This is a genomic window from Pseudomonas sp. AC136 (genome assembly GCF_979258585.1).
This window is the reverse complement of the sequence record NZ_OZ409865.1, coordinates 1,825,310-1,838,599: the sequence shown is the minus strand read 5'-3', so window position 1 is coordinate 1,838,599 and position 13,290 is coordinate 1,825,310. Positions and strand designations below refer to the sequence as shown.

General features: G+C 61.9%; 13 protein-coding genes. 8 read left to right on the top strand and 5 right to left on the bottom strand.

Features of this window, described 5'->3' with window-relative positions:
* Nucleotides 1-82: 82 nt before the first annotated feature.
* The 4 genes from tolQ to ACZZZU_RS08310 are packed head-to-tail and all read left to right on the top strand — an operon-like array spanning nucleotide 83 to nucleotide 4,039.
* Nucleotides 83-790, top strand: a complete 708-nt coding sequence (gene tolQ / locus ACZZZU_RS08325) for a protein TolQ (RefSeq protein ID WP_122493993.1) — start codon at nucleotides 83-85, stop codon at nucleotides 788-790.
* Between the two features lie 10 nt (nucleotides 791-800).
* The gene (gene tolR, locus ACZZZU_RS08320; protein ID WP_122452696.1) at nucleotides 801-1,244 is read left to right on the top strand and encodes a protein TolR; all 444 of its coding nucleotides are present in this window, start codon (nucleotides 801-803) and stop codon (nucleotides 1,242-1,244) included.
* On the top strand, nucleotides 1,241-2,041 hold the full coding sequence (locus tag ACZZZU_RS08315; RefSeq protein WP_463550326.1) for an energy transducer TonB: 801 nt from the start codon (nucleotides 1,241-1,243) through the stop codon (nucleotides 2,039-2,041). Before tolR ends, ACZZZU_RS08315 begins: the two co-directional genes overlap by 4 nt.
* Nucleotides 2,042-2,086: 45 nt before the next feature.
* Nucleotides 2,087-4,039, top strand: coding sequence for a PhoX family protein (locus ACZZZU_RS08310; protein WP_463550325.1), 1,953 nt, complete (start codon nucleotides 2,087-2,089; stop codon nucleotides 4,037-4,039).
* Between the two features lie 24 nt (nucleotides 4,040-4,063).
* On the opposite strand, the gene ACZZZU_RS08305 is transcribed toward ACZZZU_RS08310, so the two are convergent.
* Nucleotides 4,064-4,300, bottom strand: coding sequence for a hypothetical protein (locus ACZZZU_RS08305; protein WP_122493991.1), 237 nt, complete (start codon nucleotides 4,298-4,300; stop codon nucleotides 4,064-4,066).
* Between the two features lie 17 nt (nucleotides 4,301-4,317).
* A complete protein-coding gene (gene csrA, locus ACZZZU_RS08300; protein WP_122493990.1) occupies nucleotides 4,318-4,491 on the bottom strand; it encodes a carbon storage regulator CsrA in 174 nt (57 codons plus the stop codon).
* Between the two features lie 191 nt (nucleotides 4,492-4,682).
* Between csrA and ACZZZU_RS08295 the strand changes: the two genes are divergently transcribed.
* Nucleotides 4,683-5,147 carry a hypothetical protein gene (locus ACZZZU_RS08295; protein ID WP_463383558.1) on the top strand — a complete coding sequence of 155 codons (465 nt, stop codon included), beginning with the start codon at nucleotides 4,683-4,685 and terminating at the stop codon, nucleotides 5,145-5,147.
* Between the two features lie 25 nt (nucleotides 5,148-5,172).
* On the opposite strand, the gene ACZZZU_RS08290 is transcribed toward ACZZZU_RS08295, so the two are convergent.
* Nucleotides 5,173-5,733 carry a DUF3077 domain-containing protein gene (locus ACZZZU_RS08290; RefSeq protein WP_122493988.1) on the bottom strand — a complete coding sequence of 187 codons (561 nt, stop codon included), beginning with the start codon at nucleotides 5,731-5,733 and terminating at the stop codon, nucleotides 5,173-5,175.
* Between the two features lie 159 nt (nucleotides 5,734-5,892).
* Nucleotides 5,893-7,743, bottom strand: a complete 1,851-nt coding sequence (locus ACZZZU_RS08285) for a diguanylate cyclase (RefSeq protein WP_463550324.1) — start codon at nucleotides 7,741-7,743, stop codon at nucleotides 5,893-5,895.
* Nucleotides 7,744-7,902: 159 nt separating this feature from the next.
* On the opposite strand from ACZZZU_RS08285, the gene ACZZZU_RS08280 reads away from it, so the two are divergent.
* Entirely contained in the window at nucleotides 7,903-8,691 is a 789-nt protein-coding gene (locus ACZZZU_RS08280) for a DeoR/GlpR family DNA-binding transcription regulator (RefSeq protein WP_463550323.1), read from the top strand.
* 7 nt (nucleotides 8,692-8,698) lie between these two features.
* Here the strand turns inward: ACZZZU_RS08280 and ACZZZU_RS08275 are convergent, their stop codons facing one another.
* Nucleotides 8,699-10,144, bottom strand: coding sequence for a SulP family inorganic anion transporter (locus ACZZZU_RS08275; RefSeq protein WP_122493985.1), 1,446 nt, complete (start codon nucleotides 10,142-10,144; stop codon nucleotides 8,699-8,701).
* 704 nt (nucleotides 10,145-10,848) lie between these two features.
* Here ACZZZU_RS08275 and ACZZZU_RS08270 point away from each other — a divergent pair.
* Both ACZZZU_RS08270 and ACZZZU_RS08265 read left to right on the top strand, forming a co-directional pair.
* A complete protein-coding gene (locus ACZZZU_RS08270; protein ID WP_463550322.1) occupies nucleotides 10,849-12,777 on the top strand; it encodes an autotransporter family protein in 1,929 nt (642 codons plus the stop codon).
* Nucleotides 12,778-12,985: 208 nt separating this feature from the next.
* Complete coding sequence (locus tag ACZZZU_RS08265) at nucleotides 12,986-13,249, top strand: DUF3077 domain-containing protein (protein ID WP_163016609.1); 264 nt, start codon at nucleotides 12,986-12,988, stop codon at nucleotides 13,247-13,249.
* Nucleotides 13,250-13,290 lie beyond the last annotated feature (41 nt).

The following is a 13,290-nucleotide window of genomic DNA, read 5'->3' as shown; positions in this document are numbered from 1 at the left end:
GTCATCAGTTCGCAACATCCACGTAATCGAATAGCCGATCACAACCCCGCCACGGCGGGGTTAGAAAAGAAGGAGCCGCACCATGCACAGCACCCTCGAACAGATGAGCGTCTGGAGCCTGATCAACGATGCCTCACTGCTGGTTAAAGGCGTGATGTTGATTCTGCTGCTGGCCTCGTTGGTCAGCTGGTACCTGATCGTGCAGCGCAGCCTGTTGCTGGGTCGTACCGAGCGCCTGCTTAAAGCGTTTCAACTGCGCTTTCGCAACAGCAACGACCTGGCGCAACTGCACCGCGACAGCGGTGAAAACGCCGATGACGACGCCTGCCTACAGCGCATTTTTCACGAAGGTTTTAGCGAATACAGCCACCTGCGCCGCGAGCCCGGCATTACGCCTGAAGCGGTGGTGGATGGCGTGGAGCGTCGCTTGCTGGTGAGCATCAGCGAGGAGCAGGAGCGCTTGGAGAAGGGCTTGGCCTTTCTCGCCACCGTCGGCTCGGTGAGCCCGTACATCGGCCTGTTTGGTACGGTGTGGGGGATTATGAATTCGTTTATCGGGTTGTCGCAGGTGCAGCAGGCCACGCTCGGCACTGTGGCGCCGGGCATTGCCGAAGCGCTGATCGCCACCGCCATCGGCCTGTTCGCGGCCATTCCGGCGGTGATCGCCTACAACCGTTTTGCCGCCCGCGTGGAAACCTTGAGCACGCGTTTCTACAGCTTTGGCAATGAGCTGCAAGGCCGCCTGCACCGCGCCTTGCAAGCCTCCACGCGCCTCGCGCACGCGGCCTGAGGAAATCGCCATGCGCAAGCCTCAACGCAAGCACGGCCCGAAAGCGGAAATGAACGTGGTGCCCTACATCGACGTGATGCTGGTGCTGCTGGTGATCTTTATGGTCACCGCGCCGATGCTCACCCAGGGCGTAAAAATCGAACTGCCCAAGGTGGCCGCGCAGGCGCTGGCGACCACCAGCCAGCAGCAGATTCTCACGCTCTCGGTAAAGGCCGACGGCGGCTACTACTGGAATGTCGGCGCTGAGTTGGACAGCCACGAGCAGCAAGACAGCGCCGTGGGCTTGGAGGAAATGACCGCTAAGGTCGGCGCCATCATTGCCAGTCGCGGCGACACTCAGGTGTACATCCGCGCGGACCACAACACCGACTACGCCACGGTGGTGGCCGGCATGGCGGCGCTGCAAAAAGGCGGCGTACGCAACCTCGGCCTGATCACCGAGGCGCCGCAATGAGTGCTGCGCTAATGCCAAGCCTGCAACCGATGCCGAGCCTGCAACTGCCCAACCGCAAATGGCTGCGGCAAGCATTGGCGATGGCCGTCGCCGCTGGCGTGCATGGCTTGGTGATCGTGGCGTTGGTCAGCCATTGGCAGCCCACGCCGCCGCCTGAGCCGCAGGTGCAAACGCTGACCACGCAGTTGATTACCTTGGCACCGCCTGCGCCTGCGCCTTTGCCTGAGCCTGTTCAAGCGTCGGCGCCGGCCGAAATCATCAGCCCACCACCGCAGCCGGTCGAGGTCGCCAAACCCGTTGAGCCGGTTAAAACGCCGGCCAAGCCCACGCCGGTTATTGACCACGCCGCCCTGGCGCGCAAGCGCGTGCAGGAGCAGGAAAAAGCGCAGCAACAGCAGCGTGAGCAACAGGCCCAAGCGCGCCAGATGGAGCAGCAACGCCAGGCCGAACAGCAACGCCAACAGCAAGCCGCCGCAGCCGCGCGCGAAGCCAGCGCCCGCGCCGCCGCCGACAAGCTGGCGGCCGAGAGTCGCCCGTATCTGCCGGTAAGCAAGGAAGCCCCGGAGTACCCAGACAAAGCGCTGGAAAAAGGCATCGAAGGCGACTGCACCGTCACCTACACCGTCACGCCCCAAGGCCGCGTCGATAACCCGCAAGTGCTGGGGCAATGCCACCCGCTGCTGGTGCGGCCATCGCTTGCCGCCGCGCGCACCTTTCGTTACCAGCCACGTATCGTCGACGGCCAGGCCGTGAGCGTGGCCAACGTGAAAAACACCTTTCACTACCGAATCGAGTAAGCCCGTCTGCCGGGCTGTTTTTTCTCTTTATTTGCGAGTCTTGCCATGCGCCACGATCACCAGCAGTTTCATCAACAACTGGAAAGCCACGACGACATCGCCATCAACCCCAGCAGCAATCCGAGCCTGGCCGAGCTGTTGAATCCCAGCCGCCGCAATGTGCTCAAGGGCGGGCTAAGCGTGGCGATTCTGGGCTTCTTCGGTGGCCTTGGTGCGTGCAGCAAAGCGGGCGCCAGTCCGTTGCTGAACTTCAAAGGCGTGCCCGTGCAGCTCGACCCGAACTTCGACCGCGTGCTGGTGGCCGAGGGGTATCGCGCCGTGCCGTTTTTTTCGTGGGGCGACCCGGTGGAAGCGGGCGCGCCGGCGTGGAATCCCGACGCCAGCGACGACTGGCAAGCGCAGTTGAAACAGGCCGGCGACAACCACGACGGCATGGATTTCTTCGCCTTCCCAGGCGAAACCGACCGTGGCCTGCTGGTAATGAACCACGAATACATCAACCCGCACCTGCATCCTTCCAGCACCATCGACCAGAGCAAGCCGCGCCCGCTGAACGAAGTGCGTAAGGAACAGGCGGCCCACGGGGTGTCGGTGATCGAGGTGAAGAAGGGCGCCGATGGCCAATGGCAGCGCGTGCTTGATTCGGCTTACAACCGACGCATCAGTATGCTCACGCCCATGCGCTTGGCTGGCCCGTTGGCCGGGCACGCGCTGATGCAAACCGCCAGCGATCCGAGCGGTTTGGAAGTGCTCGGCACTCTGAATAACTGCGCCACCGGGGTCACGCCGTGGGGCACGTTTTTGACCTGCGAAGAGAACTGGCCGAATTACTTTATCAACCGTGACCAGGCTGACTTCGCCCAGCGCGTCGCCCATAAGCGCTACGGCCTGGCGAGCAGCGGCACCAGTAAAAACTACGCCTGGGAAACCGCCGACCCGCGCTTCGACGCCACACCCGACGCCAGCCAACCCCACGGCGGCCATGTGAATGAGCCCAGCCGTTTCGGCTGGGTGGTGGAAATCGATCCATTCGACCCCAGCGCGCAGCCGATCAAACGCACCGCCTTCGGTCGCTTCAGCCGAGAGTGCGCCGCGTTGAGCCTGGGCGACGACGGCAAGATGGCGTTCTATTCAGGCGACGACGCCAAGGGCGAGTACATCTACAAATTCGTGCCGACGGGCAAGCACGACGCCAGCAACCCCAAAGCCAGCCGCGACCTGCTCGACAGCGGCACGCTGTACGTCGCCAAGCTCAACGCCGACGGCAGCGGCGAGTGGCTCGCGCTGGTGCACGGGCAGAACGGGCTAAGCGCCGAGAACGGTTTTGCCAGTCAGGCCGAGGTGCTGGTCAATGCGCGTGCGGCGGCCGACAAAGCCGGCGCCACGCCCATGGACCGCCCGGAATGGGCGGCCGTGCACCCGCGTACCCGCGAGGTGTACGTGACCCTCACCAACAACGACGGACGCGGCACTAAACAGCCGTTGGACAAGGCCAACCCGCGCGCGCAAAACCTGCATGGGCACATCCTGCGGTTCAACGAAAAAGACGCCAATCCAACGGCTACCACGTTTACCTGGGAGCTGTTTTTGCTCGCTGGCGAAGCGCTGGGCAGCAAAGGCAAAGATGGCAAGCCGGTGCCGGCCAACCTGACGGGCACCATCAACGGCGACGTGTTGTCCTCGCCCGATGGCCTGGCCTTCGATGCGGCGGGGCGGCTGTGGATTCAGACCGACTACGACGACGTCGACCCGGCGATGCAGAACATGGGCTGCAATCAGTTGCTGTGTGCGGATCCGTCGAGCCGTGAGGTGCGGCGTTTTCTGGTCGGGCCGCGTGGCTGCGAGATCACCGGGTTGGCCTGGAGCCCGGATGGCAAGGCGATGTGGGCGAACATCCAGCACCCCGGCATCAGCTTTCCGGCCAGCGACGGCAAAACCCGCCCACGCTCGACCACGCTGCTGATCACCCGGCTGGATGGCGGGGTGATCGGCGCGTAATTCGAATAAGGGATGAGGGACTGCTCAGGAGAAATACAGGGTGGTCTTGGCCTGCTGAGTGACTGTGCCGGAGAGCTCTTCCCCGGCAAAGCGCACGATCACGTAGCTGGCACCGGTGGGTAATTCCCAGTCGGTGGCGGCGGCGGAGTAAACGCCTAACCGCTCTTCGCGAATAACGGTGGGTTTGCTCAGCTCGATGGAGCCTTGAGCGAAGCAAAAAATAATATCGGCGGGGCCCTCATGCAGAATGCGGCGCGACATGGGTGGCTCTCGTCAAATCAGGCATGAGCGCTTGAGGGTTGTCGCTTTTTCGCGTCGTCACGCATGATCGCCACCTCTTTTGGCGCGGCGATGCCGATACGCACTTGGTTGCCATTAACCTCCACCACGGTGACCGAGATGTCAGTACCAATCTGAAGTGTTTCGCCAACGCGGCGGGTGAGTATCAACATGAGCGTGCTCCAGTGGTGCCAGAGCGCCTCGGAAATGGCACTCCCTATTGATAGCTCTGACTCGATAGTTTGCGCAGAGGTTTCAAGAATTTTTGCCAAACCTTGGGCGGGCGTTTCAGTCCGCTGCGCTCTGTTGCCCCGCCAGGGCGTCTGCTTAAATCACCAAGCCCTTAACTGCCGCGAGTTCTTCCATGGTGTTCAGCGTTAGCCGTTTGCCAAGCCGCCTGTTCCTTGCGGCGATTGTTTCCCTGCTTTCGCCGTTGGCTGTTGCTGCCTGCACGGTAACTACCTTGCCCGAAGACTGGCCCGCAGCGTCGGCGCGCTGGGACGGTGAGTGCGCCGGCAACGTAGCCGATGGCTTGGGTGTGTTGAAGGAAGTGCAGGGCGCGCAGGTGATGCGATTGGTCTTCGGTCGCGCCGCCCATGGCGAGCTGCAACAGGGTGTGCTCGATTTGCCCGAAGGCGGGTTTATGGCGGGCCGTTTCGATCACGGCCAGGTGGTGGCCAGTGATGACCGGCAAACGCTGATCGATGCGTTCAACGTGGCTGCCGATGCCGCCGGGGCGGTCGCCGCCCGTTACGAAAGCGCCGGCAATGGTGGCTCGGCGCAGTTTTATCGGTTGAAGGAGCGGACGCTGCGCAACCAGCTGGATTGAGTGCGCCCGTCCGCTGCCCGCGCGCTTATGCCGTCAGCGCGTCGATCTTCGCTAAGGTCTTGGCGTGCTCTTCGTTTAACTCCGACTCGCCAATCAGGTCCGCTGCCAGGCGGGCTTTGCGGCTGACCAGAATAATGTCGGGCACCTTGCGTTCAATGCGGTCCAGCGCCTCGCGCATGGCATTGGCGCTGGGGAACGGCCCGAAGCGCCCGAACGGCGCGCGCTGCACATGCATGTCATCAAGGATGAAATACGACAGGTAACCGGCTTCGCGCGTCCAGGCCGATTGGCTGCCAAGCATCGCCGATGCCGGTGAGGTCATGTTGCCAATCAGCGAGTCGACCACCGTTTTGGCGGACTGCAAGGTGTGGTGAGTCAGCCAGGCGGCGTTGTCTTGCAGCGGCAGGTTGCCGACGGCGGCGTCGAGAATGCCGTCTTCCATGCTGGTGAGCAGGCACGACACGCTGTGCAGGGCGTCGAGCAGCGGCACATCGGGCGTTACGCTAAACAGCCCGCGTGAGTATTCGACCTGGCCGGTGGAATGGAAGCGGTGGCCGTGTTCAGTGGTGATGCAGTGCTTGGTCATGCGGCGAGTCCTTTCCGTTGTAGCGCGAAGTGCGCGTACGCAGAGTGGCGCGGCTGGCGCAAGGCTCGGAAGAGGAAGGCGATCAGCGCCGCGTAGGATCAAAAGGGCGTTGCCGGACGGCCGTTCGCTGAAATCGACCACAAAGCCACGCAGGCCCGATTACGGCGCGCTGATGCGATTACGGCCCTGTTTTTTCGCTTCATACAAGGCGGCGTCGGCCTGTTGCACCAGCAACTGCGGCGACGTGTCGGCGCTCGGTTCCAGGCTGACCACGCCAACGCTTACCGTCACATGGCCAAGCGGCGAGGCCGCATGGGGCAGCTGCAAGGCGGCGATGGCCTGCACCACTTTGCGCGCCATGGCCTGGGCACCGGCGGTGTCGGTCATGGGCGCAAGAAACACGAACTCTTCGCCGCCGTAGCGCGCCACCAGATCACTGGCGCGGCACACGGTGGCGGCCAGCGCCTTGCCGATTTGCTGCAAGCAGGCGTCGCCGGCGGGGTGGCCGTAGTGGTCGTTGTAGGGCTTGAACCAGTCGACGTCGAGAATCGCCAGGCCCAACGGCGAGCCGATGCGCTGCGCACGCGCCCATTCCTGGGTCAGCACCTCGTCGAATCGGCGACGGTTGGCGATGCCGGTGAGGGCGTCGGTAAGACTCAGGGTTTCCAGTTGGATGTTGAGTGCTTGCAACTGCTCGGTGCGCTCGGCCACGCGCTGTTCCAGTTCGCGTTCGGAGTGCTGCAGGGTGTGCACCAGTTGTTCCTGGGTGTGCAGCAGTTGCTCGCGCACGCGGGCTTTTTCCCGGCGCAGCACGTTGTAACGGTCGGCGAGGGCGAAGGCCAACAGCAGCATTTCCAGGGCTGAGCCCAGTTGCAAACCGTCTACGGTAAACAGGTTGGTGGGCATGATCCCCATGGCGCGCAGTGAGGTCATGGCCCCGCCGAGCATGAGCAAAGCAAACGCACCGAGAAAGAAATAAGCGCTGCGCTGGCGCTTCAACGCCGCCGCGATGCCCACGCCTACCACCACCAGCGCAGTGACGAGGTTGAGCACAATGCCGGCGCGGGAAAACAGCGGCAACGCTACGGCATAGGCGATGGGCGTAAGCAGGTACAGCGCGATAAAACCGACCAGCACGCGGTCGGTGCGCGGCAGCAACTGCGCGGTGGCGAGCATGCGCCGCATAAACAGCAGCATGGCGGCCAGTGCCAGCGACGTGGCCGAGTAATAGACCACGTTGGCATTAAGCGGCACGCCGGCCAGTTGCAGGTCCGGCGCCAGGCCATTCTTGATTGCCAGGGCGGCGAAGGTCAGCGTGGCAAAGGTGACATAGAGCAAATAGATGCGGTCGCGCAGCGACACCAGCAGCATCAGGTTGAACAAGATCATCGCCACGGCAATGCCGAAATACCACGCCTGGCCGGCGTAGTCGTCACGCTCGTGGGCATGAAAGGCCTCGGGCGCCCATAGCTGCAGCGGAATCAGCAAGCCAACGGCCGATTGCATGCGCAGGTAAATAACCTGCTCGCTGTTGGCGGGAACCGTCAGCGGGAAGATGAAGTTGCGGTTGGCGTACACCTTGGTGTCGGCAGGTACATCGGAGCCGGTGATAACGGCGCGGTATTGTCCCTGGCCGTCGGGCAGGTACGCCTGAATATGGGAGATGCGCGGGTTCTCCACCGCCAGCATCCTGTGCAGCGTGGTGCTGCTGGTGTTGCGCAGCGGCACGCGCAACCAGTACGCCGAACGGGTAAAACCCAGGCCCAGGGCGCTGGTGGCCGGTAAGTCGGTTTGGAAGCGGTTTGCCCAATCGGGCTGTTGCACATCGGCGAGGGTGAGGGTGCCGGTGGGGTCTTCGAGCAAGGCGATAAAGGCGGTCAGCGAAGCCGGCTGCTCGCGCACGTCGACGACATCCAGCGGCTCAGCCGCCCGCAGCGGCGCCGAACTCAGGGCAATCATCAGCAGCACGCCGTTGACCAACCACCGCCAACTCAAGCAACAACCTTGCATGGGACTAAACCAGAGGCCAGTAAGGCCGGGGAGTCTACAAGAGCGGCGGCGCTGATCGCAAAAGCGCCGGAAAGGTCGCCGTTGTATTTGCCTGAATGCCCCGCTAGGCTTGCGCTTATTCAGCGAAAAACGCACAAACCCGCATAAGCAGGCATAACCATGCAGAGTCAACACACCGTTACCGATTTACCGCAAGTTCGGCGCCAGAAGATTCTGCTGATGTTGGAGCGTGATGGGCGCGTATTGGCGAGTGAATTGAGCGCGCATTTCGAGGTGTCAGAAGACACCATTCGCCGCGACCTGGCCGAGCTGGCCGGCGCCGGCCTGGTGCAGCGCGTACATGGCGGCGCGCTGCCACGGCCCAAGGATTCCGGGAAAGATTATTTCGCGCGGCTGAACGATAGCGACGACATGAAACGCCAACTGGCGCAATTGGCCGCCGAGCGCGTGCAAGACGGCCAAGTGGTGATTTTCGATTCCGGCACCACGCCCCTGCATATCGCCCGCGCGTTGCCGCTGGATATTCGCCTGACCGCCATCACCGCTTCGCCGATGACCGCCGTAGCGTTGGCCGAGTATCCCGGCATCAACGTGATTGTGGCGGGCGGGCAGCTCAATCCCACCACCATGGCCACCAACGGCCGCGAGGCGCTGGAGTTGATTCGCAGCGTGAAGGCCGACCTGCTGTTTACCGGCGTGTGCGCGTTGCACCCGGACATCGGCCTGACCACGCCTCGCTTCGAAGAAGTGGAATTGAAACAGGCGCTGCTGAACAGTGCCTCGCAGGTGATCGCCGTGACCACCGCCGACAAACTGGGCGCTGTGGAGCCCTTTGTGATTGCGCCCTGCACGCGGGTGCACACGCTGTTCACTGAAGCCCGTGTGCCTTCTGGTGACATCGAGGACTATCGGCGCGTCGGCCTTGAAGTGGTGGTGGCCGACGCGTGATCGGCGATTAAGCGTGCTCGGCGCCGGCGCGCTTGAGCAGCTTCTTGCAGCGTTCGGACAAATGCACCACGCGCAGGTGCTTGCCGGCTTTGCTGTAGCGCTCGCGCAGGGTTTTTAGCGCGGCAATGGCGGAGTAGTCGACAAAGCTCAGGTGCTGGCAATCGAGCGTGACATGCGCCGGGTCTTGAGCAGGGTCGAACTGATTGAGGAACGGCGTCGTCGAGGCAAAGAACAAGGTGCCGTGCAGGCGGTACAGCTTGCTGCCGTCGGGTTCCAGGTGAATGTCGGCGTACAGCTCACGGGCGTGCTGCCAGGCGAAGTTGAGCGCGGCAATGATGATGCCCAGCAGCACGGCGGTGGCCAGGTCGGTGAACACGGTGATTACCGTCACCGCCACGATCACCAACACATCGTTCAACGGCACTTTGTGCAGCACCCGCAGCGAGGCCCAGGCGAAGGTTTGCTGCGACACCACAAACATCACGCCCACCAATGCGGCCAGCGGAATGCGCTCGATCAGCGGCGACAGAAACAGCACGAACAGCAGAATCATCACCCCGGCGACCACGCCTGACAGCCGCCCTCGGCCGCCGGAGCTGAGGTTGATGACGGTTTGCCCGATCATCGCGCAGCCACCCATGCCGCCAAAGGCGCCCGACACCATGTTCGCCGCGCCCAACGCCACGCACTCGCGGTCGGGGTAGCCACGGCTTTCGGTCACTTCATCGGTGAGGTTAAGGGTGAGCAGCGTTTCCAGCAGGCCGACCATGGCCATCAGCAGCGCATAGGGCGCGATGATTTTTAGCGTCTCGACGGTCCAGGGCAGCGCGGGCAGGGCGAAGGTCGGCAGGCCGCCGGCGATGTGCGCCATGTCACCGAGGGTGCGGGTGGGCAGGTTCAGCAGATACACGGCCAGGCCAACGCTGAGAATCGCCACCAAGGCCGGCGGCACCGAGCGGGTCAGGCGCGGCAGCAGATAGACGATGGCCATGGTTAGCGCCACCAGGCCGAGCATCAGCGCCAACGGCAAGCCGTTCAGCCACTGCTCGCCGCTTTTGAAGTGCTCTAACTGCGCCAGCGCAATGATGATCGCCAAGCCATTCACAAATCCCAGCATCACCGGGTGCGGCACCATGCGCACCAGCTTGCCCAGGCGCAACAGCCCGAACAGCACCATGATCGCCCCGCCGAGCAACACCGTTGCGAGCAAGTATTGAACGCCGTGCTGCACCACCAGCGCCACGATCACCACCGCCATCGACCCCGCCGCCCCCGACACCATGCCAGGCCGCCCGCCAAATAAGGCGGTGAGCGTGCAAATGATAAAAGCGCCATACAGGCCCATCAGCGGATTGAGGTGCGCCACCAAGGCAAAGGCGATGCACTCCGGCACCAACGCGAATGAGGTAGTAAGGCCGGCGAGGAGGTCGGCGCGAAGGCGAGCGGGTTTCATGGCAGCGGCTGCGGTACGGCAAAAAGGGGGGCGGATAGTACGGAAAATAGACGGGGGCGGCCAGCGCGCGCCAGCGTCAGGCAGGTAGCGGTTTATGGCTGAGTTGCGTGTGAAAGTTGGCGTTTTAATTCGGTTTCAGGCTGATTAATTTTTCTTCGATCCCAATGCTTTGTAGGGAAGTTCCTTGGCGTGGACAACTAAGTTTTCAACTTGGTACCGTCCGCGCCTGTTGTTTCCGTCGGTCCCCATTTTCTTCTAATGCTTCGGCCGTTATGGCAGCAGCGAATTTTTTGTTTCGCCTATTAAGTGTCGCGGTGAAGTTGCTTTCTCAAGGAATAATCATGAATACATTTAAGTTGTCTGTTATTTGCGCTGTTGTTGCTCAGATTATTGCGGGGCATGCACTGGCCGCGAACTACGATGCAAGCACCGACGGTGCTATCGCCATAGATATGGGCTTTGCCGGGCAAGATGTGGTGCAAGCAAATATAGAACACACATTTCAAGCGGGAACTTCGGCTGAGTTTTCCGGGGATAGTCAGTTGCAAGCAACAGTCGCCAACGCGCTGGATGCTGGCAAACAATACTTTAAAGATAATTCAAGTCTTGTGGCTTCTGCTAAAGGCTCGTTGAACGGTGCGCAAGTTACATTTTCGGATGCAAGTTTTATTCGCGTGACGGCCGCAGACGCTATTGCAGGTGGTTTGCTTACATTCAACGACAGCAGTTATTTGAAACTCGAAGGCGTGGACCTGACCAGCAAGATTGTCGCGGTGAAACTCAAGGGCACGGCAACCAGCGTGCAACTGGCCGGCCAGCGCATGACGTTGGGTGGTTTGGTGGGCGAGGGCACCGTTCGCAATGGCGGGCAAGACAACAGCACATTGATCATCGACACCGGCGCGCTCGGAGCCTCGGCGTTCGACGGTGTGCTGGCTGATGGCGGCACCGGCACGCTCAGCCTGATCAAAGACGGTTTGCACGAATGGACATTTAATGGCGATGGCAGCGCCATGACTGGCACCACCAGCGTGAACGACGGGCAACTGACCGTTAACGGTACGCTGGCCAATTCCGCCCTTACCGTTAACAGCGGCGGCGTGTTGAGCGGCAAAGGCACGGTCGGCAGCGTGGAAGTGAAGAAAGGCGGTGCGCTGGGCGCGGAGTTTGCCGGCGACACCCTGACCATCAACGGCAGTTTGAAAATGGAGCTGGGCACTACGTTCTATGTCAGCGCCGGTCCAGACGGCAAAGCCGGGCTGGTGGACGTGCGCGACAACGTCTCGATTCAAAACGCCAGCGTGCAAGTGGCGGCCGGGATGGGCGCCTATGAGCCAAATACCCGATACACCATCCTCACTGGCGGAGCGGGCGTAAGCGGCACGTTCGAAGGGGTAAAAACCAATCTGTATTTCCTCGACCCGAAGCTTATCTATAACAGTCACTCCGTCGAGCTTGAGCTGCATCGTAACGACAATTCGATTGTTACGGCAGCCACCAGCCCCAGCGCGGTCAACGCGGCCAACAGCATGGGCGTGGCAACTCCAGGCCTGATTAATCACCTGTTGGTGAGCGATCTGAATACAGCCGGCGTCGCCCTGGAGCAGCTGGCTGGTGCCGCCAATGCCAGCCGCGTTTCGGCCATGCTTGCCAGCACTGGGCAAGTCAGCAGCGGCATGTTGCAGGCGATGCAACAACTGGAAAGCCGCGGCAACAGTTTGCAAGCGGCGATGCTGCGTGATGACGGTCCGCTGCTGGTCGCTACCGGCACACCCGACGACGCGCGTGGCCTGCAAGATCCGCAGGCGCAGGGGCGCGTCTGGCTGCAGGCACTCGGCAGCCAAGGCACATTCGAGCAGGACGATAACCCCGCAGAACTGCAACAGCGCACCAGCGGCGCGTTGGTCGGTGCCGACTGGTCGGTTACCAGCGACTGGCGCTTGGGCGTGGTGAGCGGTTACTCGAAAACCGACCTGGACGCCGGCAACTTTCTCACCGGCGCAGTGAACACCTACCACCTCGGCGCCTATGCCCTGCATCAGAACGGCGCGCTGGCCACGCGGATGGGCATGGCCTACAGCGGCCACAGCGGCACCAGCAAACGGGAGCTGAGCTTCAACCAATTCAGCGATGCTCCCCGTGGCGAATATTCGGCGAACGGGCAGCAAGCCTTTGTGGAGTTCGCCTATCAGACCGCCAGCGGTCGGTTGCTTAAAGAACCGTTTTTCAACCTGGGTTACCAGCGCTACACCCGCGAGGCCTACGATGAAAAGGGTGGCGCAGCGGCGCTGCACGTCGACGACCAACAGCAAAGCAATGTCAGCGCTACGCTTGGTCTGCGTTTGGCGCACCTCGGCCAGCTTGATAACGGCATGAGCGTCACGCCCCATGCGAGCGCTGGCTGGCGTCGCCTGTTTGGCAATGTTGACGTGGTCACTCAGCAGGCCTACCGCTCCGGCGGCAGCACCTTCGACGTTTACGGCAGCACGCTGGACCGCAATAGCATTACGCTGGAGGCTGGCGTCGACCTGGGCATCAGTCCTGCGCAAAACCTTGGCGTGGGTTATGTCGGCGATGTGGGCAGCAACTCTCGTAACCATGGTTTGCAAGCGGAATGGCGTGTGAATTTTTAAACACTGTTGCAGTTCCGACCACGCTGAAACGCCGTCTTGTGACGGCGTTTTTTTTGCCTGTCCCAGCCACAAAACGGCAATTTTGTTCCCGTTAACCTGCGACTTTTTCCGTCGCAGCCGACATATTCGCGCCACGTCACGACTTAGAGTTCTCCGTCGCTCGAATTGCAGCTCGCTTGGCCGCTTAACGGAGCTAAGGAAGATGACGATGAAAAACGCCTTAACCACGCCCCAACCCTTCGACACCGTAGACGGCATTGCGCTGTTTTCGGTCAATGCCGGTGTGCCCATCGAGGCTGCGCTGGAGCGCGCCGCCGACTTAATGCTCTACGTCGAAACGCTTGCCACCGCTGACGCTTTTATCAACAAGGCCCACGAATCTGGCGTGATTCAGCAGCTGAGCCAAATGGCCAGTGCGTTAGTGAGAGCGAGCCAGCTCAGCGTGCGTGAGCTACTTGGCGCCAGGATGTGACGCACGTTTGCACACGGTGAATCCCGGCGTTTCCCTTCTAC